This is a genomic window from Streptomyces mutabilis (genome assembly GCF_014649815.1).
GTDB classification, from domain to species: Bacteria; Actinomycetota; Actinomycetes; order Streptomycetales; family Streptomycetaceae; genus Streptomyces; species Streptomyces mutabilis.
This window is the reverse complement of the sequence record NZ_BMTT01000039.1, coordinates 1-23119: the sequence shown is the minus strand read 5'-3', so window position 1 is coordinate 23119 and position 23119 is coordinate 1. Positions and strand designations below refer to the sequence as shown.

Genomic DNA, 23119 nt, shown 5'->3' with positions numbered 1-23119 from the left:
TTCCTCGCCCACGACGAGAGCACCGGCGCCTACACCCTCGACGCGCTCGCCGACGTCCCGGAGACCGATCTGCGGCGTGCCCGCGCCTACATGAACCTGATCAAGGTCACCGCGCTGCGGCAGCTGTTCTACCTGACCGAGAGCGTGCGCACCGGCACCACCGTCGGCCTGCGCGAACTCTACGGCGCCGAGGGGACCCTGTACGACGCCGTGGCGGACCACGGGGACCTGCGGGACGCCTGGTCGAAACTGATGGACACCGTCACCGCCCACATCGACCCCTGGTTCTTCGGCAACATCGACATCCCCTCGGGTGCCCAGGTCCTCGACCTCGCCGGCAACACCGGCCTCGGCGCGATCCACACCTACCGGCACAAGGCCTCACCCGGGCTGAAGGTCACCACCTTCGACCTGCCGGAGAAGGAGAACGAGGCACTGGAGAACTTCCGGGACCACGGGATGTCCGAGCACCTGTCCTTCATAGGCGGCAACGTCTTCGACGAGATCCCCCAGGGGTTCGACGTCGTGCTGATCAAGCACTTCCTCGACATGTTCGACAAGGACGACGTGCTCACGATCCTCCGCGGTGTCAACAAGGCGCTGAAGGCGGGCGGACAGGTCAACATCCTGGTGCCGGTGTACCCCGAGAACATCAAGGACACCGACAACTACAACGTCGACTTCTTCCCGGCCTTCTTCATCGGCGCCACCATGGGCCAGGGCGGTCCGCAGAAGCTGTCGACCTACCGCAGCTGGCTGGAGGACAGCGGGTTCGAGGTCACCAAGGCGATCACCAAGGACTCCGCCGAGATCCCGCCGGACGTCATTCCCGTGCAGGCCATCCTCAGCGCGACCAAGGTCGCCTGAAGAGGGCCGGCCGCGCCCCGCCCGCCGGGCGGCCCAGCCCGGCGGGCCGGCGTCCGCCTCCGGGTGGCCGGCGAACTCACCACCGCGTCGCGTGTCCCACCGCGATCCCCGCATGCCGCCCGGCGGGCCGCTTCTCTGACCGAAAGGCAGTGCGCACATGGCAGTCCGACCAGCCGTGATCACCACCAGCGACCCGGCACGGCGCCGGGCCACGCTACCCTCGCTGACCGGCATCAGGTTCATCGCGGCGCTGCTCGTGTTCCTCGCCCACAGCACGATGCTCTTCAACCCGCTGCAACCGACGGCGTCCTTCACCTTCTTCGAGGACCCGGGCGTCGCCAAGGCGCTGGCCGACTTCTTCGACTCCGCCGGGAACATCGGTGTCTCCTTCTTCTTCGTGCTCAGCGGCTTCGTGCTGACCTGGTCGTCGACTCCCGGAGAACGGATCACGGGGTTCTGGCGGCGCCGTGCGCTGAAGATCTATCCCAACCACATCGTGACCTGGGCGCTGGCCATGCTGCTCTTCGCCTCCGCCACCCCGCTGCACGCATGGCTGCCGAACCTGTTCCTGGTACACGCGTTCAGTAACCGCGTCGACACCGTGCAGAGCGTCAACTTCCCTTCCTGGTCGCTCTGTTCGGAACTGCTGTTCTACGCGCTGTTCCCGCTGTTCATCGTCCTGGTGCGGCGGATCGCGGACAGCAGACTGTGGCTGTGGGCCGGCACGATGGCCGCCGGTGTGGCGGGCGTGTCGGTGGTGACGCGCTACATCCCCGGACACGCCCGGTTGCCGGGGCTCGAACTGACGGTCAACCAGCAGTGGTTCAGTTACGCGTTCCCGCCGCCGCGCCTGTTCGAGTTCGTCCTGGGCATGATCCTGGCCCGTATCGTCATCGCGGGCATGTGGCCACGCATCGGCCTGCCGACCTCGGTGGCCCTGTTCGCCGCTGGGTACTACGGCGCGATCCTCGCCCCGGCCCCGTACAGCTTCAGCCTCACCACCATCGTCCCGATCGGCATGGTCATCTGCGCCGCGGCCTCGGCGGACCTGCGGGGCGAGGGCCGCTGGCTGGGCGGCCGGGTCATGGTGTGGCTGGGCAACGTCTCCTTCGCCTTCTACCTCGTCCAAGTACTCGTGATCTTCTACGGCCGCCCTGAGCTGCTCGACGGCCGCACCTTCGGCACCACCGGCGCGCTCGCCCTGCTGATCGTCCTCTTCGCGGTGAACCTGCTGGCCGCATGGCTGCTGTACAGCCTGGTGGAGAAGCCGGTGATGCGCCGCTGGAGCCGCGGCGGGAAGCGGCAGCCCGCGCACCCCGCCCCGGAGCGGACGACACGCGGCACGGACCACGTGCCGGCCGGTGAGACCGTCTGACCCGCGGGCGGTGCGATCTCGAAGCAGCAGCGACAAGGAGCTGAGCGCGTTGACCCCACAGGCCCCGGCGGAGGAGTTGGCGGAGCACCACCGAGCGCGTTCCATCGGCACGGGCAGCGCGCATGCCAAAGCGATCCTGCTCGGTGAACACGCGGTCGTCTACGGTGCCCCGGCGCTCGCTCTGCCGATGAAGCAACTGACGGTCACGGCGAGCGCGGGCTGGTCGCACGGCACCGCCGATGGCCGGTACGGCGTGCTCTTCACGATGAGCGGCTCCGCGTCGCGGCCGCTGGCGACCGAGGCCTCGGGCAGTCTGGGGCGGCTGGCAAGCGAGGTCAAGGCGTTCCTCGGAGTGTCCGGCGGCCCGAATCTCGACGTGATCGTGGACTGCGCCATACCGCCCGGCCGAGGACTCGGGTCGAGCGCGGCCTGTGCGCGGGCGATCGTCTTCGCGCTCGCCGACCTCTTCGGCCGGGAGCTGTCGCAGAGCGACGCGTTCGCCTTGGTGCAAACGGCCGAGAGCGTGGCGCACGGACGGGCCAGCGGCGTCGACGCCCAGGCCGTCGGCGCGAGTGCCCCGCTGCTGTTCCAGGGCGGGCAGGTGCGCGAACTGCCCATCGGCTGCGACGGGTTGTTCATCGTCGCCGACAGCGGCGACACGGGCCGGACCAAGGACGCGGTCGGGCTGCTGCGCTCAGCGTTCGAGCAGAACGCCGGTGCGCGGGAGAAGTTCGTGCGCCGTTCCCGGGAACTGACCGACGCCGGCCGACGGGCCCTGGCCGAGGGCAGGCCGGAGAGACTCGGGACATGTCTCACCGACAACCACGAACTGCTGCGCGCGGCCGGTCTCAGCACCGGCCGGATCGACGCGCTGGTCGAAGCCGCACTCACCGCGGGCAGCCTCGGAGCCAAGATGACCGGAGGCGGCCTGGGGGGCTGCATGATCGCGCTGACCCGGATGGACCAGGCGCGGGAGGTCACCCAGCGGCTGCATCGCGCCGGCGCCGCGCACACCTGGGCCGTCCCCCTGAAAGGATCCTCCCGCCATGCGCGTTGACCATGACGCCCAGGCCCGGAACCGGGCCGGGGAACGGGCCACCGCAGCAGCGGCGACGGCCGTCGCGCACCCGAACATCGCCCTGATCAAGTACTGGGGCAAGCGCGACGAGCGACTCGTCCTGCCGCGGACCGGCAGCCTTTCGATGACCCTGGACATCTTCCCGACGACCACCCGCGTCCGGCTCGACCCCACAGCCGAGAACGACACGGTGACCCTGGACGGCGTGCCCGTGACGGGCCAGGCGCTGCACCGCGTCACCGCCTTCCTGGACCTGGTGCGCCGGCGCGCCGGATCGTCCCGGCGGGCTGTCGTGGACACCGAGAACACCGTCCCCACCGGGGCGGGTCTCGCCTCCTCCGCCAGCGGCTTCGCCGCACTCGCCGTCGCCGCCGCCACCGCGTACGGACTCGACCTGGACGCCACCGCGCTGTCCCGCCTGGCCCGGCGGGGGTCCGGATCGGCCTCGCGTTCGCTGTTCGGCGGCTTCGCCCAATGGCACCCCGGACCGTCCACCGCCGGGGCCGCGGAGGCGGACCTCGGCTCGTACGCCGAGCCGGTGCCGGTGGGGGACCTCGAACCGGCGCTGGTCCTGGCCGTCGTCGACGCGGGCCCCAAAGCCATGTCCAGCCGTGTGGCCATGCGGCACACCGTGGACACCTCGCCGCTGTACGAGGCGTGGGCCCGCTCCAGCGAGGACGACCTGGCCGAGATGCGCGCGGCGCTGCGGCGGGGAGACCTCCACGGGGTGGGCGAGCTCGCGGAACGCAACGCCCTCGGCATGCACGCCACCATGCTCGCGGCGCGCCCGGCGGTGCGTTACCTCGCGCCGGCCACGGTCACCGTGCTCGACGCCGTACTCCGGCTCAGGCAGCAGGGCGTAGCGGCCTACGCGACCATGGACGCCGGACCCAACGTCAAGGTGCTCTGCCACCGGGCGGACGCCGAGCGGGTCGCCGGCGCCGTGCGCGGCGCGGCCCCGGAGGCGGCGACACACATCGCCGGGCCCGGCCCCGGCGCTCGTCTGCTGGGGAGGGAGGAACGTTGACCGCCCGGCGGACGGTCGTCCGGCGCGCACCGGGCAAGCTGTTCCTCGTCGGTGAGTACGCGGTGGTCGAGCCCGGCACCCCGTCGATCCTGATGGCGGTGGACCGGGACGTCGTCGTCACCGTGTCCCACTCCGAGACGGCCGACACGGTGATCGCCTCCGACCTCGGCCCCCGGCGCCGATCGCCCCACGTGGCGGCGGCCATCGAGATCGTCGGCCGCCTGCTGGCCGAACACGGCCTGCGCATCCCCGCGCTGCGCGTGGCGGTCAGCAGCCGACTGCACGAAGACGGACGGAAGTTCGGCCTCGGCTCCAGCGGCGCGGTCACCGTGGCGACCGTGGCGGCCGTCGCGGAATTCTGCGGACTCCTGCTCTCGCACGACCATCTGTTCCGCCTGTCCCTGCTCGCCACCGCACAGATCGACGCCCGGGGCTCGGGCGGTGACGTGGCCGCCAGCACCTGGGGCGGCTGGATCGCCTACCGGGCGCCCGACCGCGCCCGCGTGCTCGAACTGGCCCGCCGCCAAGGTGTTCGGGCAGCACTGCTCGCCCCCTGGACCGGACTCGAGGTCCGTCGGCTACCGCCGCCCCGCGGGCTCACCCTGGAGGTCGGCTGGACCGGACGGCCCGCCTCGACCGCGTCCCTCGCCTCCACCCCGCACCACCGGACATGGCGGCACAGCGCGTCCCACGGGAGGTTCGTGGAGACCTCCACCGACGTGGTGCACGCCGCGATCGACGCACTCACCACCGGTGACGGGCCGGGCCTGCTGCGGCAGGTCCGGCGCGCCCGGCGCGCGCTCGCACAGCTCGACCAGGAGGCGGGCCTCGGCATCTTCACCACGGAGCTGACGGCGCTGTGCGAGGTCGCCGAATCCGTCGGCGGCGCGGCCAAGCCCTCCGGAGCGGGCGGAGGCGACTGCGGCCTTGCCCTGCTGGACGCCAGAGCACACCCGGACATCGCTCACCTGCGCGAACGGTGGACGGCAGCGGGGGTGCGGCCCCTGCCGATCCGTCCCGCGACGGAAAGAAACGAGGAACGACCGGTATGAACGGCATGATCGGCCGACGCAAGGACGACCACGTCCGGCTCGCTCTGGAACAGCAGCGCACGAACAGTGGACGCAATCAGTTCGACGAGGTCTCGTTCGTCCACCACGCCCTGGCCGGCATCGACAGGGCCGACGTCTCGCTGGCCACCACCTTCGCCGGCATCTCCTGGCAGGTCCCGTTGTACATCAACGCGATGACCGGAGGCAGCACGAAGACCGGCATCATCAACCGGGACCTTGCCATCGCCGCCCGCGAGACCGGGGTGCCCCTGGCGTCCGGGTCCATGAGCGCGTACTTCAAGGACCCCGACTGCGCCGCCACGTTCAGTGTGCTGCGCACGGAGAACCCGGACGGTTTCGTCCTGGCGAACGTCAACGCCAACGCCACCACCGAGCAGGCTCAGCGTGCCGTCGACCTGCTGCGCGCCGACGCCCTGCAGATCCATGTCAACACCGTGCAGGAAACGGTGATGCCGGAGGGCGACCGGTCGTTCTCCGGCTGGCTCGGGCAGATCGAGAAGATCGCGGCCGCCTCCGACGTCCCCGTGATCGTCAAGGAGGTCGGATTCGGGCTGAGCCGGGAGACCGTCCTGACCCTGCGGAACCTGGGCGTGCGGGTCGCGGACCTCGGTGGCCGGGGCGGCACAGACTTCGCCCGCATCGAGAACGACCGACGCGGACCCGCGGACTACGCCTATCTCCACGGCTGGGGCCTGTCCACCGCCGCCTGCCTCCTGGACGCACAGGACGCCGGCATCCCCGTCCTCGCCTCCGGCGGCGTCCGCAGCCCCCTCGACGCAGCCCGCGCGTTGGCGCTCGGCGCCTCCGGCGTCGGCGTGTCCGGAGGATTCCTCCGCACCCTCCTGGACGGCGGCGTCGAGGCACTGACCGCCCTGATCTCGGCCTGGCTCGACCAGCTGACGGCGCTGCTGACCATGCTCGGCGCGCGCACCCCCGCCGAGCTGACCCGCTGCGACCTGACCGTTCACGGCGACCTTCGCACCTTCTGCATCGACCGGGGCATCGCGCTGGGACCGCTCGCTCAGCGGTCCCGCACGGTCCACGCCCCCGCAACCTGACGGGAAGTACATGATGACAAACGCCCAGATGACCGCAGGGGTCCCGATGAAGTGGGTGGGGCCCCTGCGTGTTTCCGGAAACGTCACCACCGTCGAGACCGATGTCCCTCTCGCCACCTACGAGTCGCCGCTGTGGCCCTCCGTGGGGCGCGGGGCCAAGGTCTCCATGCTGGCCGAGGACGGCATCGTCGCCACCCTCGTCGACGAACGCATGACCCGGTCCGTGCTCGTCGAGGCGGTCGACGCGCAAACGGCCCATACCGCCGCCCGGACCATCGAAGCACGGATCGACGAGCTGCGCGACGTGGTGCGCGCCTGCAGCCGGTTCGCCGAACTCATCGGCGTCCGGCACGAGATCGCGGCCAATCTGCTGTTCGTCCGCTTCGAGTTCTCCACCGGTGACGCCTCAGGCCACAACATGGCGACGCTCGCCTCCGACGCACTGCTGCAGCACCTGCTGCGGACCGTCCCGGGAATCTCCTACGGATCGATCTCCGGAAACTACTGCACGGACAAGAAGGCGACCGCGATCAACGGCATCCTCGGACGCGGCAAGAACGTGGTCACCGAACTCCTCGTGCCGCGCGACGTCGTCGAGACGGTCCTGCGCACCACGGCCGCCAAGATCGCCGAGCTGAACCTTCGCAAGAACCTGCTCGGCACCCTGCTCGCCGGCGGAATCCGCTCGGCCAACGCCCACTTCGCCAACATGCTCCTCGGGTTCTACCTGGCGACCGGCCAGGACGCGGCCAACATCGTCGAGGGCTCCCAGGGCGTCACGATGGCCGAGGACCGGGACGGCGACCTGTACTTCTCCTGCACCCTGCCCAACCTGATCGTGGGCACCGTGGGCAACGGCAAGGGCCTGGACTTCGTCGAGGCCAACCTGACCCGGCTCGGCTGCAGGGCCGAGCGCGTCCCCGGCGAGAACGCGCGCCGCCTGGCCGTCATCGCCGCCGCGACCGTGCTGTGCGGTGAGCTCTCGCTCCTGGCGGCACAGACGAACCCGGGCGAACTCATGCGCGCGCACGTCCAGCTGGAACGCGACAAGCAGACAGTGAAGGTCGGTGTTTAGGCATGGCCGGTGATGGCGCGATCGGGATCCACGACCTGTCGTTCGCGACGACCGAGTTCGTCCTGCCGCACACGGCGCTGGCCGCACACAACGGCACCGAGATCGGCAAGTACCACCATGGCATCGGCCAGCGGTCGATGAGCGTGGCCGCCGCCGACGAGGACATCGTCACCCTCGGCGCGGCCGCCGCCGAACCCCTGACCGTCCGCCACGGCACCGACCGCATCCGGACGGTGGTGTTCGCGACGGAGTCGTCGATCGACCAGGCCAAGTCGGCCGGTGTGTACGTCCACTCGCTGCTCGGACTGCCCTCGGCCGCCCGGGTCGTCGAACTGAAGCAGGCCTGCTACGGGGCGACGGCGGCTGTGCAGTTCGCCATCGGGCTGGTGCACCGTGACCCCGGACAGCAGGTCCTCGTGATCGCGAGCGACGTCTCCAAGTACGAACTGGACAGCCCGGGAGAGGCCACCCAGGGCGCCGCAGCCGTCGCCCTGCTCGTCGGCACGGACCCCGCGCTGGTGCGCACCGACGGGCCGTCCGGTCTGTTCACCGCCGACGTCATGGACTTCTGGCGGCCCAACTACCGGGACGCCGCACTGGTCGACGGGCAGGAGTCCATCGCCGCGTATCTGCAGGCGGTCGAGGGCACCTGGAAGGACTACACGGAACAGGGCGGCCACCCGCTCCACGAGTTCAGCGCGTTCTGCTACCACCAGCCGTTCACCAGAATGGCCCACAAGGCCCACCGCCATCTGCTGAACACCTGCGGGCAGGACACGGACGAGGCCGAGATCAACCGCGCCGTCGGCCGGACCACGGCCTACAACGCGGTCATCGGCAACAGCTACACCGCGTCGGTGTACCTGGGCCTGGCCGCTCTGCTCGATCAGGCGGACGACCTGTCCGGCCGGTCCGTCGGCTTCCTGAGCTACGGGTCCGGCAGCGTCGCCGAGTTCTTCGCCGGCCGGGTCGTGCCGGGCTACCGGGAGCACCTGCGCACCGAGGCGCACCGGGCGGCGGTCGACCGGCGCCGGACGCTCGACTACGCCGCCTACCGCGAACTGCACGAGTGGTCCTTCCCGACCGACGGGTCGAACCACCCCACCCCGGCCCAGACCACCGGGTCCTTCCGGTTCGCGGGGCTGCGCGGCCACAAGCGCGTCTACGAAAGGCGCTGATTCGCCCATGGCCGACATCGGCATCCTCGGTACGGGCGCCTATGTGCCGCGGCGGGTCGTCGCCAACGACGAGGTCGGCGCCGCCGCGGGCGTCGACGGAGCCTGGATCGTCCGCAAAACGGGCATCCGGGAACGGCGCTGGGCCGCCCCCCACCAGGCGACCTCGGACCTGGCCACGGCCGCCGGACGGGCCGCGCTGGCGTCGGCCGGCATCACCGCCGAGCAGTTGACGGCGATCGTCGTCGCCACCTCCACACCGGACCGGCCGCAACCGCCCACCGCGGCATACGTGCAGCACAACCTCGGTGCGGTGGCCGCGGCGGCATTCGACGTCAACGCCGTCTGCTCCGGCGAGGTGTTCGCGCTCAGCGCCGTGGAGGGCGTGCTCTCCCGGCGCGGCGGCCACGCACTGGTCATCGGCGCCGACCTCTACTCGCGCATCCTGAACCCCCTCGACCGCAGGACGGTCGTGCTGTTCGGGGACGGCGCCGGCGCCATGGTCCTGGGCTGCGACGGCCGGGGCGCGCGCGTCCGGCACACCGCGCTGCACACGTTCGGCGACCTGGCGGATCTGATCCGGGTGCCGGCGGGCGGCAGCCGGCTGCCCGCCGACCGGACCGCCCTCGACGCCGGGCTGCAGTACTTCGCGATGGACGGGCGCGAAGTGCGCCGCTTCGTCGAGGAACGCCTGCCGCCGCTGGCCAAGCAGTTCCTGCACGACGCCGGCGCCGCCCCCGCCGACATCCGCCACGTCGTCCCGCACCAGGCCAACGGCGTCCTGCTCCGCACGGTGTTCACGGAGCTGGGTCTGCCGGACGCGTCCTTGCATCTCACTGTGACGCGCTACGGCAACACCGGAGCCGCCTCCATCCCCATCACGCTGGACGCCGCCTCCCGCACCGGAGCCTTGCGCCCCGGCGATCTCGTCCTCCTGGCCGGCTTCGGCGGTGGCATGGCCGCGGGACTCGCCCTGGTCGAGTGGTGAACTGCCCCTGGGGCACGCCGCCCCAGGGGCCGGCCATGTTGTCCGACATCGGCAGAAACGGTTGACATGACAGCGAGACCGCACACTGTTTGCGTGATAGGGGCTGGCCCACGCGGACTCAGCCTGCTCGAGCGACTGTGCGCCAACGCCCGCTCCCTCCCTCGGCCCGGCATGGTCCACATCCATCTGGTCGACCCCTACCCGCCGGGTCCCGGGCGGGTCTGGCGGACCGATCAGTCGCGGCACCTGCTCATGAACACCGTGGCCGGACAGATCTCCGTGTTCACCGACGCCACCGTGGACCTCCAGGGCCCCCTGGAGCCGGGTCCGAGCCTGCACGAGTGGGCGGCGGCGCAGACGGGCGACGACCTGCCCGCCCACCTCCTGCACGAGACCCGGACTCTGGGGCCCGACAGCTATCCGACGCGCGCGCTCTACGGCCACTACCTGCGCTGGGCCTACCGGCGCGTCGTGGACGGCGCGCCCCCGCACCTCGCCGTCAGCACCCACCGCGCCCGTGCCGTCGCCCTGCACGACGACCCCGACGCCGCGCCCAGGACCCTGCAGCGGGTGGAGCTGAGCGACGGCACCCGGCTGGGCGGGCTCGACGCCGTGATCCTCTGCCAAGGCCACGTGCCCGCCCGCCCGGACGCTGCCGAGCGCGCGTTCGCGGCACAGGCACGCACCTCGGGACTGGTGCACATTCCGCCGGCCAGCCCCGCGGACGTCGGGCTCGGCGTACTGGAGCCGGGCACCCGCGTACTGCTGCGCGGACTCGGCCTGAACTTCTTCGACTACATGGCCGAGCTCACCGTCGGCCGCGGAGGCTCCTTCACCCGGAGCGGCGGGCGGCTGGTCTACCGCGCCTCCGGCAGGGAGCCCCGGCTGTACGCGGGCTCCCGCCGGGGCATCCCCTACCAGGCCCGGGGCGAGAACGAAAAGGGCGCGCACGGCCGGCACGAGCCGAGACTGCTCACCGCCGAGCACATCGCGGCGCTGCGCCGCAGCACACGCCGCTGCGGTCTCGACTTCAAGGCGGACCTGTGGCCGTTGATCTCACGGGAGGCCGAAGCGGTCTACTACGCCGCGCTGCTCACCTCGCGCGGAGACGAACATCAGGTGGAAAGGTTCCAGGCCGACTATCTGGCGGCCGGCCGGGAAGGGCGGCAGACCGACGCCGTCCTCGACGCCCACGGCATCGGCGACAAGGACCGTCTGGACTGGGACCTGCTGGCCCGGCCCTACCGCGACCGGCGGTTCACCGGCCCGGCCGACTTCACCGGCTGGCTCCTCGACTACCTGCGCCAGGACGTCGCGGAAGCGAGATCCGGCAACGTCAGCGGACCGCTCAAGGCCGCCCTCGACGTCCTGCGGGACCTGCGCAACGAGATCCGCCTGGCCGTCGACCACGGCGGCCTGCACGGTGACTCGCACCGCACCGATCTGGACGGCTGGTACACCCCGTTCAACGCCCACCTGTCGATCGGTCCGCCGGTGCGCCGCATCGAAGAGGTGATCGCGCTGGTCGAAGCCGGCACGTTGCACCTCGTCGGGCCCGGCCTGCGAGTGGCGGCCGAGCGCACGGCATACACCGCCCACTCGCCGCTCGTGCCCGAGTCGTCGGTCACGGTGGACGCGCTCGTCGAGGCACGCCTGCCCGCCATCACCCTGACCCGCACGGAAGACCCCCTGCTGCGCCACATGCTGGTCACCGGGCAGTGCACGAGGTACCGCATCCGCAACCGTACCCACGGCGTGCACGAGACCGACGGCCTGGCCGTCACCGAGCGGCCGTTTCGCGTGATCGACGCGGCCGGGCGCCCGCACCCGCGGCGTTTCGCCTTCGGAGTGCCCACCGAGTCGGTGCACTGGGTGACGGCCGCGGGCATCCGCCCCGGCGTCAACTCGGTGACCCTCACCGACGCCGACGCCATCGCCCGGGCGGCACTGGCCTGCGGCACCGAGACCGGACCGGCTCCACAGCGGGCACCCACGACGAACGCCCACACGGGACAGGGACTCCTCCATGCCCAGTGACACCACAGACACCACCGGCCCCGGACCGGCCCGGGTGCCTCCCGACTGCGGCCTGCTGTCACCGGTATGGGCGGACACCCCCGTCGTGGCCGCGGTGTCCGACCATGCGTGGCTCCAGGGCATGCTGGACGCGGAGGCGGCGCTGAGCCGGGCCCAGGCCCGGCTCGGCACGGTGCCCGAGACGGCCGCGCGGGTGATCACCGAGTCGGCCAGGGCCGAGCGCCTCGACCTGCCGGCCCTGGCCGCGAAGGTCCGCCAGTCCGCCAACCCCGTGGTGGAGCTGGTACGCGAGTTCACCGCGCTGGTCGCCCGCGCCGACCCGGACGCGGCCGCCTACGTGCATCGCGGATCGACCAGCCAGGACATCCTCGACACGGCGACCGTCCTGGTCGCCCGCCGGGCACTGCGCCTGATCCGCACCGATCTCGGCCGTGTCGCAAAAGCCCTGGCCGCCCTCGCCGAGACCCACCAGGACACGTTGATGGCGGGCCGCACCCTGGCGCTCCACGCGGTGCCCACGACGTTCGGCTGCAAAGCGGCGGGCTGGCGTCATCTCGTCCTGGACGCCGTGGACAGGCTGGACCGGCTCAGCTCGGGCGGACTTCCCGTCCAGCTCGGCGGTGCTGCCGGGACGCTGGCCGGATACCTGGAGCATGCCGCGGACGTCGACCCCGCCACCTACGTCGAGGACCTCACGGCGGCGTTCGCCGACGAACTCGGGCTGTCCGCCCCGCTGCTGCCCTGGCACGTCCTGCGCACTCCCGTGGTGGACCTGGCCACCGCCGCGGCGTTCACCTGCGGCGCCCTGGGCAAGTTCGCGGTCGATGTGCTGTCGCTGACCCGGACCGAGGTCGCGGAGGTGCACGAGCCGGCCCCCGCGGGACGCGGCGCCTCCTCGGCGATGCCGCACAAACGAAACCCCGTGCTGGCCGCGGCCATCCGGTCCGCCGCCTTGCAGACGCCGCAGCTCGCGGCGACCATGCTGGCCTGCATGCCGAGTGAGGACGAGCGGTCGGCAGGCGCCTGGCACGCGGAGTGGGAGCCGCTGCGCACCCTGCTCCGCCTGACCGCGGGAGCGGCGCACCAGGCGGCGGAGCTCGCCTCCCAACTGACCGTGGACACCGACCGCATGCGGGTCAACACCGCGATCACCGGCGGGCAGATCGTCTCCGAGCGGATCGCCGCCGTCCTCGCCCCGCTGATCGGCAAGGCACAGGCGCGGGATGTGCTGAACGAGGCGTCCGCGCGGTCCGCACGCACCGGCGAATCCCTCGCCGACGTTCTGCGTCGGGACGAGCGGACGTCGGCGGTCCTCACCGGCGCCGGGCTCACCGACCTGTTCGAGCCCCGGGCGTACACGGGCGCCGCCGGCGTGCTGACGAAGCGCGCGTTGTCGCGGCCGCTGCCCCCGTGGAACACGTCCGATGTTCCCGGCGACGGTCGGTGACCGGCCGCGGGTCGTCGCGCCGAACAGGGCACACGGCCACTGCCGGCGCTGCGGAGCGAGTCCGGTGTCACTGCCGGCGCTGCGAAGCGAGTTCGGTGAGTTCCTCGATGTCGAACTCGGATCGCCTCGGTGTGCCGTAGCGCGTCAGCTTGCCACGGCTCACCCACTTCCGGATGGTGGCTTCCGACACCCCTGCCGCGAGGGCGGCTACGTTCGTCGGAACGAGTCTGTGCCGTGGCGGCTTGTTCATGCCTCCTCCTCACGCTTGCGCTTCATGAGCTTCCGCAGCGCGAGCCACTCCCGCATTTCCCATGAGTGCCCGGAGGAGCAGCGGATGCTGACCTTCTTCGCGCTCCCCGAAGTCTGGGGCGAGGCAATGATGTTTCCCGTGCAGTAATCCACGACGCACGCTGCCGACGGCGGACGGTGGCCGGCGTGCGCGGGGTCGATGACGCCGAGCAGTTCCGTGCGCAGGCTCTCCATCTCGTCGGCGAAGTCGGCGGCCGGCGGCTGCGCGGTCAACCAATCCAGATGGTGGGTCAGGAACCGCACGAGCTGCGGCACCGAGCGAGCCGGGGCGGGAACTGCGCGTTCTTCCACGACGATCTGGGCCCAGGACCCCAGAACGGCGGCGATGTTGTGCCGGGCATCGAGGACGGACACGTTCAGATGATCCCGCTTCCGGCTCCCGGACACTTTGGTGGGATTGCTGATCCGCCTGTGCGACGACATGTGGTAAAGGGATTCCTGGTGCAAGCTCGGAAGGGCGCGCAGATTGCGTTCCACTTGCTTGACGCAGGCAGTGCAGAGGGCGGAACCGATGGCGGTGCGGACTTCCCGGGCGTGGCTCCTGGGGCAGAGGTCGAACTCCATGGGGCTCCTTACCTGGCACACATTGCTGGCAGTGAACCTTGAACGAATCAGAATCTGGGGAACGGGTGCAGTCGGACCCGGCTGCCGAGGCAAAGAGAAAGTGCATGCGATGGCGATGCCTGCCCGGCACTCCTCATGAGTTCCTATGAGGGATTTCGAGCGTTCCACGAGCGATCGTGGGTGTCAATGTCCGAACGTGGGGCGAGAGCGACAATCTAGCGGCGTGAAATTCCCCGTCCATCACCGTTGGAGGCCGGCCCTAGGTTCGTTCAGTTTCAGGACACCTGAGACGTGCGCACCGAGCGGAGGCGGCCGCGCCGGCGGAATTGTGCTGGACCGCCGGTCGAATCGGACTCGGGCGCCAACCCGCGGCCGTTGACCGTACCTGAGCACCGCGGATAGCGTTCCGGACGCCATAAGCCGGGAAACCCCGGGCACGCGGGACGCGGACCGCACCGGTCGCGGGTGCCTCGCGCCCGAGGGCCGAGGCGACCGCTCACCGGGCGGGAGCCACGGCCGCCCGACGGTTCGCTCCCGCCCGGTGGCCGCACCGCCGCACGGGCGGACCGCCACCGGCCCCGTCTCCCGACCGGCCGGGTGCACGGCGGTGATCGCCCTCTGGGACGACGGCGGCCGCAGCGCGCGGCCGGCATCCGCGAACGGCCGGAGCACGGCCGGCACGGCGCGACCGCACGGACCAGTTGGGGAGAGCCGCCATGCCGACCTCGCAGCCGCACCCTCGCACGGCCGGGGCCACCACCGCCCGGGTCTTCGCCGGTGCCCTCGCCACGGCCGGCCCCGCCCCGCCTCCCGCCCGAGGCGCCTCCGGCGAACCGGTGACCACCGCGGCACGGGGGAGGGCCGGGTGACCGGAGCCGAACGCGCCCTGCAAGCCCTGGAGCGGCTGTCGTCCCTGGAACGCGCCGTCTTCCTCCTGCGGGACGTTTTCGGCTGTGGCATCCCGCGGATCGCGGCGGCCGTGGGGTGCACGCAGGAGGCGTGCCGCCGGCTCGCCGTCACGGTCCCGGTCGGCGACGGTCGTGGCCTGCCCGCGGGATGGCCCCGGCGGATCGTCGGGGCCGAGAACGTGGCCCGGCTGCTCGCCGTGACCGTGCCGCCGCTCGTGGGATTCGGCGTCACGGTGGAACAGCATCCGGTCGACGGCCGGCCGGGTGTGGTCTTCCGCGACCGCGACGGCGAGACCCTCGCCGCCCTGGCACTCGACATCGCCGACGGACGCATCCACACGCTCCGCGTGGTGCTCGGCTCCGAACAGGCCCACTAGCCCGGCTCGCCATCCGCCGATGCGGCGGTCGAGTACGCCTTGAGGGCTCATCGGGCCCTCAACGATTTGTCTTGCGGACGTGTCCGGGGCGACGCAATAGTGACTGCGGTGCGAGAGGAATACGCCGGGAACGTCGGGAACGTATTTCCTCAAATTCAATGTCAGTTCCAGTTGCTCGATAAACATCCTCTTTCGTGTGCCATCGACAGGCGACACCGCTGGATCGGAGCGTCATGGAGGACGTCATGCGGGGGATCCGCATCCGCGGGGCGTCGCAGCAGCCCGAGTGGAGCGATCCCCTGCAAGTACGCGTGGAGGCCGTGCGCGGCGCCGGCGGCGTCCCCGGCGGACTCCACCTCGAGACCACCCCCGACGACGTCACCGAATGCGCCACCACCGAGGCCGACCCCGGCCACGTGGGTGAGCGCTACACCTCGCACTGCGACCCCCGCCTCAACCCGTGGCAGGCCAGAGCCGTGGTCTCGTCCTGGGCCGCCTGACCCACCAGGAAGTGGAGCCATGACCGGCATACCCCGCATCAGCCCCTATCCGCTGCCCGCCGCGGGCGACCTGCCCGCACCCGTCGTCGACTGGACGGCCGACCCGGACCGGTCGGTGCTGCTCGTCCACGACATGCAGCGCTACTTCCTCAAGCCGTTGCCCGAAACCCTGCGCGGGGAACTCCTCCACAACGCCGCACTGCTGCGCGACCGCTGCGCCGCACTGGGCGTCCCCGTCGCCTACACCGCCCAGCCCGGCGGCATGACCGGCGAACAACGCGGGCTGCTCAAGGACTTCTGGGGCTCCGGCATGCGCCCCGACTCCGAGGACCGCCAGGTGGCCGACGCGCTGGCACCGGCCAGGCACGACCGGCTGTTCACCAAGTGGCGTTACAGCGCGTTCTTCCGGTCCGGCCTGCTGACGTGGATGCGCGAGCAGGGCCGCGACCAGCTGATCCTGTGCGGAGTCTTCGCCCACATCGGCGTGCTCGCCACAGCCGTCGATGCCTTCACACACGACATCCAGCCGTTCCTCGTCGCGGACGCCACGGCCGACTTCTCCCGCGAACACCACCGCTCGGCTCTCACCTACGCCGCCGAATGCTGTGCCCTCGTCACCACCGTCAAGGAAGTATTCGCATGACGTACGATCCGCCCGCACCCACCGGGCCCGAGGCGGCCGCCGACCTGCTCGACCGGGCACTCGAAGGAAAGCTGGAGGCGTTCGCCCTGCTGTACCGGCCCGGCACTCACGGGCCCCGCGTCGTGGACGTCCTGACAGGCCCGGTGTCCCTGCCCGCCACCCTGGCCGACATCCCGCTGCCCCCCGCCCAGGGCGCGGGCGCCCGCCACGAGGTTCTCGTCGTCGTGCCCTACCGGCAGCTCGCCGAACGCGGCTTCGCCTGTGCCGACGACGGAACGCCGTTGGTGGCGATGACCGTGACCGGCACGCAACAGCTGCCGCTCGGCGAGGCACTGGCCCGCATCCCGCAGGTGCCCACCCCGCTCACCGGCGGCGCGTTCGACGTCGACGACGCGGCGTACGAGGAGGTGGTGCGCCGGGTCGTCAAGGAGATGATCGGCACCGGCGAGGGCGCGAACTTCGTCATCAAGCGCACCTTCACCGCCGACATCACGGACTACGGGCCGCGCAGCGCCCCGGCCCTGTTCCGCCGGCTCGTCGAACGCGAATCCGGGGTGCACTGGGCGTTCCTGATCCACACCGGCACCCACACCCTGGTCGGTGCCTCACCCGAGCGGCACGTCAGCCTCCAGGGCGGCACGGCCGTGATGAACCCCATCAGCGGTACGTACCGCTACCCCGGTTCGGGCCCCACGCTTCCCGGCGTCCTCGAGTTCCTGGCCGACCGGAAGGAGACCGACGAGCTGTACATGGTGCTCGACGAGGAACTCAAGATGATGGCCCGCATCTGCGCCGACGGCGGTCGTGTCAAAGGCCCCCACCTCAAGGAGATGGCCCGGCTGGCGCACACCGAGTACTTCATCGAGGGGCGCACCGACCGCGACGTACGCGAAATCCTGCGCGAGACGATGTTCGCCCCCACGGTCACCGGCAGCCCGCTGCAGAGCGCCTGCAGTGCCATCCACCAATACGAACCGGGCGGCCGCGGCTACTACAGCGGTACCGCCGCGCTCATCGGACGGGACGCCGGCGGACAGCGTGTCATGGACTCCGCGATCCTGATCCGCACCGCGGACATCAGCCCCGAGGGCCGCATCGCCATCGGCGTGGGCGCCACCATCGTGCGGCACTCCGATCCCGCCTCCGAGGCCGCGGAGACCCGAGCCAAGGCGGCCGGACTCGTCGCCGCCCTGGAGGGCGAGGGCACGGACCGCTTCACCGACCACCCGACGGTGCGCCGGGCGCTGCAGCGGCGCAACGACCCTCTCGCGGCCTTCTGGCTGACCGACCCCGCGGCACGCGCGTGGGTGCCGGGTGCCCTGGCCGGCCGCAGCGCCCTCGTCGTGGACGCCGAAGACACGTTCACCGCGATGATCGAACACCAGATGAAGTCCCTGGGGCTGCGGGTGACGGTCCGCCGCTACGACGAGCGGTACGCCTTCGGGGACCACGACCTGGTCGTGATGGGGCCGGGCCCGGGCGACCCGCAGGAGGCCGCCAACCCCAGGATCCAGCACCTCCACACTGCGGTCGACACGCTGCTGCGCGCACGCAGGCCGTTCTTCGCCGTCTGCCTCAGCCACCAGATCCTCGGCCTCAGGCTCGGCCTGCCGCTGCGCCGCAGAGAGGTGCCCAACCAGGGGGTGCAGAAGAGGATCGACCTGTTCGGTGCCGAGGAACACGTCGGCTTCTACAACACCTTCTCCCTGGTCAGCGACGACGACACGGTCATCGCGGACGGTGTGGGCCCGGTGCGGCTGAGCCGGGACCGGGCCACGGGCGAGGTGCACGCGCTGCGCGGCCCCGATTTCGCCTCCCTGCAGTTCCACGCCGAGTCCGTGCTCACCAGGGGAGGGCCCCGCATCATCGGCGCCGTCCTGACCGACCTGCTCGCGCCGGCCCACGCCCCCGGCGCCGCCTGATCATTCCGTGTACCTCTGGACGAGGAGAGAACAGAACCGATGCACACCTACGCAGTCGTCGACGCCTTCGCTCGCGAGCCGCTCAGCGGCAATCCGGTGGCGGTGTTCTTCGACAGCGACGACCTGACCGCAGAGCAGATGCAGCGCATTGCCCGCGAGATGAACCTGTCGGAGACCACCTTCGTGCTCCGGCCCCGAAGGGACGGCGACGACGCGCACGTGCGCATCTTCACCCCCGTCAACGAACTCCCTTTCGCGGGGCACCCCCTGCTCGGCACCGCCATCGCCCTGGGCACCCGCAGCGGTGCGGACCGGCTGCGGATCGAGACCGCGATGGGTGTGATCCCCTTCGAGCTCCACCGGGCGGGTGGAAAGCCCGTCGCGGCGAGCATGCGTCAGCCGGTGCCGGCGTGGCGGCCCTTCGACCGCACCGACGAACTCCTCGGGGCACTGGGCATCGATGCCTCGACAGTCCCGGTGGACATCTACCGCAACGGCCCGCGTCACGTTCTGGTGGGCCTGGACAGCACCGAGGCACTGGCGAAGCTCGACCCCGACCACCGCGCTCTGGGCCGCTTTCCCGACATGGCGGTCAACTGCTACGCGGGCGCCGGTGCCGCATGGCGCAACCGGATGTTCTCGCCCGCGTACGGGGTCGTGGAGGACGCCGCCACCGGCTCCGCCGCCGGGCCCATCGCCATTCACCTCGCCCGGCACGGCCTCGCCCCCTACGGGCGGCGCCTCGAGATCACTCAGGGCGTCGAGATCGGCCGCCCCTCACCCATGGGCGTGCTCGTGCACGGGCAGGGTGACCGGGTCGACTCCGTCGACGTCTTCGGCCACGGGGTCCTCACCATCGAAGGGGTGCTGCATGTCTGACCTGTCACCTACACGCTCGGAGTCGCTCACCGGCACCGTCGAGGTGGACTTCCCCGAGTTCCTCGCCCCGCCGTCCGAGCCCTTGAGGCTGCTGGACGCGTGGCTTCAGACCGCCGCCGCACACGGGGTGCGCGAGCCCCGTGCCCTGGCCCTGGCCACCGCGGACCTGCGCGGCCGTACGTCCTCGCGCACGGTGGTGCTCTCCTCGGTCACCGGCGCCGGAATCGTCTTCACCACCCACGCCGACAGCCGGAAGGGCCGCGAACTGGCGGAGAACCCATGGGCGTCCGGGGTCCTGTACTGGCGGGAGACCAGCCGGCAGATCACGTTCGCGGGCCCCGTGCACCGGCTGTCCGAGGCCGAGACGGAGGCTCTGTGGTATGCACGGCCCGTCTTCACCCACGCCATGACCACCGTGTCCAGGCAGAGCCGGCCGCTGGCCGGCCTCGAGCACGTCGCCCGGCTGCGGGCCGAAGCGCAGGAGCTGGGCGAACCGCAACGGCCGTTGCCCCGCCCGGCGACCTACGCGGGCTATCGCCTCGTCCCCGCCAGCGTGGAGTTCTGGGCCAACGGGACCGACCGGCTCCACGAGCGGCTCCGTTACGACCGTGCCGACGGCGGCTGGGACATCAGCCGGCTTCAGCCGTAGTGGCCGCCGCCTCGATCAGTGAGGCGTGCGGCGACGGCTCCAGTACACGCGTGACCGTGAGCCCCGCCGCGGTGAGCAGCGTCTCGTACTCGGCGCGGGTACGGCCCCTGCCGTTGAGAACCGTCATCATCAGCATGTCGATGGTCTTGCCCGGATGGGGATCGTTGCCGGGCGGGATCATGGCGTTGACGACGACGAGCCGTGCGTGCGCGGGCATGGCGGCGCGGCATGTCCGCAGGATCCGCAGACACTGCTCGTCCGGCCAGCTGGCCAGCACGTGCTTGAGGAAGTAGACGTCGGCGCCGGACGGAACGGACACGAAGAAGTCCCCCGCCACCACGCTCCAGCGGTCGGCCAGCTCCGGGGTGTCGAGGACATGCCCGGCCAGCACGTTCTCCAGGTCGAACAGCGTGCCCGTCAGGTGCGGATTGCGCCGCAGGAGCGCGCGCAGCAGACCGCCGCGCCCGCCACCCACGTCGACGACGTGCCGGGCGCCGGGGAGGTCGCAGACCCCGGCGATGTCGTTGCTCAGCGCCTCGGAGAACGCCGCCATGCTGGAATGGAAGGACCTGCCGAACTCGGGCTCGGCGGCGACGTAGTCGTAGAAGGGAACGCCGTACAGGCCCTCGAAGGCGGTGGTGCCGGTGCGGACCGCTTCGTGGAGATGGCCGGCCGACTCCCAGAAGGCCGCCTCACCGCGCACCATGATGTAGTCGCGCAGGGACCGCTTCGCGTCCGTGCGCAGCGGCTCGGCGAGCGGGGTGAGGTGGAAGCGGCCCTCGTCGTCCTCACGGAAGACGCCCTTGGTGGCAAGGAACCGCAGCATCCGGTGGAGATGCGGTCCGTGGGCCCGCGCCGCCTCGGCGAGTTCGCCGGCGGTACGCGGTCCGTCCACCAGATGGTCGGCGATCGCGAAGCGCGCTGCCGCGTGCAGGGCCGCCGAGTACACGTAGCCCAGGGCGAGATCGAGCAGTTCGGCCGACGCCTGCGAGGCGCCGGACGGCTTCGGGTCTTGTGCGGCCCCAAGGTGAGCGCCTGCCATCGGTGAGATCCCCTCTCCCATGCCGGAGGCGGTCAAGGGCGCACGGATCGTGCTCGGGGTCCCGGCATGCGCCATCCAGCGTGCGCCCGGCACATCGCGTTCCGCTCGATTACCACAGGAGAACGTCACGCACGCGTACGCGAACCCCGCTCGACCCGGCCCCGAGCCGCGGGCACGATGCTTCGGCTTGACGGCCGACCAACGCGTGAGGGGAAAACATGGCCGACGAGGCATCGAGCGGTTTCGCCGACTCCGTCGAACTGCGCCGCAAGAACCGTGCCACCGTGGAGAAGTACCTGGCGGACACCAAAGGGACCGCCAGACTGCGCCGGCACGAGCTCTTCGTGGAACACGGCAGCGGCGGTCTGTGGACCACCGACACCGGGGAACCCATCGTCATCAGGGGCCGTGACCGGCTGGCCGAGCACGGGGCCTGGTCGCTCGAGATGTTCCCGGACTGGGAGTGGTACAACATCCAGGTGTTCGAGACCCAGGACCCGAACTTCTTCTGGGTCGAGTGCGACGGGCACGGAACGATACGGTTCCCAGGCTATCCCGAAGGTTATTACGAGAACCACTTCCTGCATTCTTTCGCGCTCGAGGACGGAAAGATCGTTCAGAACCGCGAGTTCATGAACCCCTTCCAGCAACTGCGGGCCCTCGGCATCCCCGTCCCGGAGATCAGGCGCGAGGGGATCCCCACCTGACGAATGCGTCCGGCCCCAAGGCGGCGACTCGCCCACCGGGTGTTGCCGCCCTGGGCCGGCTGCCACGGCCTCAGCCGAGCAGATAGCGCTGGATGGTGGGGGAGAGCAGCTCGATCAGCTCGTCGGGCGACGCCGACGCGATGGGCTCCATGCCCAGGACATAGCGATACAGAACCACACCCCAGACCTGCGCCGCCGCCGCGTTGATGTTGATCGCGGGAACGCCGAGCGTCTCGGCCACCTGCTCGATGTCCATCGGCGTGTCCTTGAGCGCGATGCCCACCTGCGCGAAGAGCTGCGAGTACAGGAAGGCGCGCAGCTGCTCCGCGCCCTCCTTGCTGGTGGTCGCGGCGGCAAGGGTAGCGAGCAGCTTCGGACGCACCTCGGGGTCTTCCCACCTGGCCAGGGCCGAGCGCAGCAGGCTCTCGGCCAGCTGTTCGCGCGGCCCGCCCAGTGACGCCGCTCCGGCCTGCGCGAGTCCCGCTCCCAGCGAGCTCAGGGCCTCCATGCCTTCTTTCTCGGCGGCTCGGGACATCTCTTCCTCTCCTGTCGTCACTCGCTCTTCCTCGCACAGACGATGGCCTCCACGGGGAGGGCGTTCTTCGGCATGGACGCGGGGTCCTCGGCGATCGCCTTGGTGATGGTGAACCCGCATTCCTCGATCCAGCGCTGCCACGTCGAGAGCTTCTGCGGCCCGCCCTGTCCCATGGCGCAGCCGATGAAGAAGCTGGGGTAGAAGTCGACGGTGTAGTTGTCGGGGTCCTTGATGTCCTCGGGGAACACCGGAACGAGGACGTTGATGGCGCCGCCCACGTCCAGCGACCGGTGGACCGCTTGAAGGATCCTGAAGACGTCGTCCTTGTCGAACATGGGCAGGAAGTGTTTGATCAGCACGACGTCGAAGCCCGTGGGGACTTCCTCGAAGACGTCACCGCCGATGAAGGAACAGTGCTCCTGAAGGCCGTGGTCCCGGAAGTTCTCCAGGCATTCCTTCTCCTTGGCAGGCAGGTCGAAGGTGGTGACCTTCAGCCCGGGTGAGGCCTTGTGCCGGTAGGTGTGGATCGCGCCGAGGCCGGTGTTGCCGGCGAGGTCGAGGACCTGGGCACCCGAGGGGATGTCGATGTTGCCGAAGAACCAGGGGTCGATGTGAGCCGTGGCGGTGTTCATCAACCGGGACCAGGAATCGCGCAGTTCGTCGTGCTCGGCGAGAGCGTTGTACAGGTCGCCGGCAAAGCCGTACGTCTCGCGCAGGCCGACGGTGGTGCCGGTGCGCACGCTCTCGGTCAGGTAGAACAGCTGCCGCAGGGTGACCGTCTTGATCATGTCCATATCGGCGAGCACGAGCCGCTCGTCCTGCTCCGGGACGTCGGCGAGCGCGTCGAGGGTGTAGGCGCCGGTGCTCTCGTCGTGGGCGAGGAA

The 23119-nt window shown here is 70.9% G+C and carries 23 protein-coding genes and 1 pseudogene; 19 read left to right on the top strand and 5 right to left on the bottom strand.

What is annotated here, in order from left to right; genetic code table 11:
- The 11 genes from IE142_RS33960 to IE142_RS33910 form a co-directional block, all read left to right on the top strand.
- A partial coding sequence (locus tag IE142_RS33960) for a methyltransferase (protein ID WP_191889300.1) occupies positions 1–867 on the top strand: 867 nt, incomplete at its 5' end.
- 157 nt (positions 868–1024) lie between these two features.
- The gene (locus IE142_RS33955) at positions 1025–2242 is read left to right on the top strand and encodes an acyltransferase family protein (protein ID WP_191889299.1); all 1218 of its coding nucleotides are present in this window, start codon (positions 1025–1027) and stop codon (positions 2240–2242) included.
- A gap of 49 nt (positions 2243–2291) precedes the next feature.
- Entirely contained in the window at positions 2292–3299 is a 1008-nt protein-coding gene (gene mvk / locus IE142_RS33950) for a mevalonate kinase (RefSeq protein WP_229831159.1), read from the top strand.
- Entirely contained in the window at positions 3289–4347 is a 1059-nt protein-coding gene (gene mvaD / locus IE142_RS33945; RefSeq protein ID WP_191889298.1) for a diphosphomevalonate decarboxylase, read from the top strand. Before mvk ends, mvaD begins: the two co-directional genes overlap by 11 nt.
- Positions 4344–5399 carry a phosphomevalonate kinase gene (locus IE142_RS33940; protein ID WP_191889297.1) on the top strand — a complete coding sequence of 352 codons (1056 nt, stop codon included), beginning with the start codon at positions 4344–4346 and terminating at the stop codon, positions 5397–5399. Before mvaD ends, IE142_RS33940 begins: the two co-directional genes overlap by 4 nt.
- Before the next feature lie 5 nt (positions 5400–5404).
- On the top strand, positions 5405–6478 hold the full coding sequence (gene fni / locus IE142_RS33935) for a type 2 isopentenyl-diphosphate Delta-isomerase (protein WP_191889302.1): 1074 nt from the start codon (positions 5405–5407) through the stop codon (positions 6476–6478).
- 28 nt (positions 6479–6506) lie between these two features.
- Positions 6507–7553: a hydroxymethylglutaryl-coenzyme A reductase family protein gene (locus IE142_RS33930; RefSeq protein ID WP_229831157.1), complete on the top strand. Its 1047-nt coding sequence runs from the start codon at positions 6507–6509 to the stop codon at positions 7551–7553.
- A gap of 2 nt (positions 7554–7555) precedes the next feature.
- Positions 7556–8731, top strand: a complete 1176-nt coding sequence (locus IE142_RS33925) for a hydroxymethylglutaryl-CoA synthase (RefSeq protein ID WP_191889296.1) — start codon at positions 7556–7558, stop codon at positions 8729–8731.
- Positions 8732–8738: 7 nt separating this feature from the next.
- Positions 8739–9716: a 3-oxoacyl-ACP synthase III family protein gene (locus tag IE142_RS33920; protein ID WP_191889295.1), complete on the top strand. Its 978-nt coding sequence runs from the start codon at positions 8739–8741 to the stop codon at positions 9714–9716.
- A gap of 66 nt (positions 9717–9782) precedes the next feature.
- Entirely contained in the window at positions 9783–11753 is a 1971-nt protein-coding gene (locus tag IE142_RS33915; protein WP_191889294.1) for an FAD/NAD(P)-binding protein, read from the top strand.
- Complete coding sequence (locus IE142_RS33910; RefSeq protein ID WP_191889293.1) at positions 11743–13200, top strand: nitrosuccinate lyase; 1458 nt, start codon at positions 11743–11745, stop codon at positions 13198–13200. Before IE142_RS33915 ends, IE142_RS33910 begins: the two co-directional genes overlap by 11 nt.
- A 67-nt stretch (positions 13201–13267) precedes the next feature.
- On the opposite strand, the gene IE142_RS33905 is transcribed toward IE142_RS33910, so the two are convergent.
- Both IE142_RS33905 and IE142_RS33900 read right to left on the bottom strand, forming a co-directional pair.
- Positions 13268–13450: a hypothetical protein gene (locus IE142_RS33905; RefSeq protein ID WP_191889292.1), complete on the bottom strand. Its 183-nt coding sequence runs from the start codon at positions 13448–13450 to the stop codon at positions 13268–13270.
- Positions 13447–14073: a hypothetical protein gene (locus tag IE142_RS33900; protein WP_191889291.1), complete on the bottom strand. Its 627-nt coding sequence runs from the start codon at positions 14071–14073 to the stop codon at positions 13447–13449. Before IE142_RS33900 ends, IE142_RS33905 begins: the two co-directional genes overlap by 4 nt.
- A gap of 716 nt (positions 14074–14789) precedes the next feature.
- Here IE142_RS33900 and IE142_RS33895 point away from each other — a divergent pair.
- The 7 genes and pseudogenes from IE142_RS33895 (at position 14790) to phzG (ending at position 19951) form a co-directional block, all read left to right on the top strand.
- Complete coding sequence (locus IE142_RS33895; RefSeq protein WP_191889290.1) at positions 14790–14942, top strand: hypothetical protein; 153 nt, start codon at positions 14790–14792, stop codon at positions 14940–14942.
- Positions 14939–15358 (top strand): sigma factor-like helix-turn-helix DNA-binding protein, encoded by a 420-nt coding sequence (locus IE142_RS33890; protein WP_191889289.1) that lies wholly within the window; start codon positions 14939–14941, stop codon positions 15356–15358. Before IE142_RS33895 ends, IE142_RS33890 begins: the two co-directional genes overlap by 4 nt.
- A gap of 314 nt (positions 15359–15672) precedes the next feature.
- Positions 15673–15858 (top strand): annotated as a pseudogene (locus tag IE142_RS33885) (3-deoxy-7-phosphoheptulonate synthase); the annotation flags it as partial.
- Between the two features lie 19 nt (positions 15859–15877).
- Positions 15878–16501: an isochorismatase family protein gene (locus IE142_RS33880; protein ID WP_191889288.1), complete on the top strand. Its 624-nt coding sequence runs from the start codon at positions 15878–15880 to the stop codon at positions 16499–16501.
- Positions 16498–18423 carry an anthranilate synthase family protein gene (locus IE142_RS33875; RefSeq protein ID WP_191889287.1) on the top strand — a complete coding sequence of 642 codons (1926 nt, stop codon included), beginning with the start codon at positions 16498–16500 and terminating at the stop codon, positions 18421–18423. Before IE142_RS33880 ends, IE142_RS33875 begins: the two co-directional genes overlap by 4 nt.
- Before the next feature lie 39 nt (positions 18424–18462).
- On the top strand, positions 18463–19302 hold the full coding sequence (locus IE142_RS33870) for a PhzF family phenazine biosynthesis protein (RefSeq protein ID WP_191889286.1): 840 nt from the start codon (positions 18463–18465) through the stop codon (positions 19300–19302).
- Positions 19295–19951: a phenazine biosynthesis FMN-dependent oxidase PhzG gene (gene phzG, locus IE142_RS33865; protein ID WP_191889285.1), complete on the top strand. Its 657-nt coding sequence runs from the start codon at positions 19295–19297 to the stop codon at positions 19949–19951. Before IE142_RS33870 ends, phzG begins: the two co-directional genes overlap by 8 nt.
- Here the strand turns inward: phzG and IE142_RS33860 are convergent.
- Positions 19932–20993, bottom strand: a complete 1062-nt coding sequence (locus tag IE142_RS33860; RefSeq protein ID WP_191889284.1) for a methyltransferase — start codon at positions 20991–20993, stop codon at positions 19932–19934. The two genes, phzG and IE142_RS33860, sit on opposite strands and share 20 nt — an antisense overlap.
- Before the next feature lie 218 nt (positions 20994–21211).
- On the opposite strand from IE142_RS33860, the gene IE142_RS33855 reads away from it, so the two are divergent.
- On the top strand, positions 21212–21700 hold the full coding sequence (locus IE142_RS33855) for a PhzA/PhzB family protein (protein ID WP_191889283.1): 489 nt from the start codon (positions 21212–21214) through the stop codon (positions 21698–21700).
- Positions 21701–21770: 70 nt separating this feature from the next.
- On the opposite strand, the gene IE142_RS33850 is transcribed toward IE142_RS33855, so the two are convergent.
- Together IE142_RS33850 and IE142_RS33845 are read right to left on the bottom strand one after the other, a co-directional pair.
- Positions 21771–22235, bottom strand: coding sequence for a TetR/AcrR family transcriptional regulator (locus IE142_RS33850; protein ID WP_191889282.1), 465 nt, complete (start codon positions 22233–22235; stop codon positions 21771–21773).
- A gap of 17 nt (positions 22236–22252) precedes the next feature.
- A partial coding sequence (locus tag IE142_RS33845) for a methyltransferase (protein WP_191889281.1) occupies positions 22253–23119 on the bottom strand: 867 nt, incomplete at its 5' end.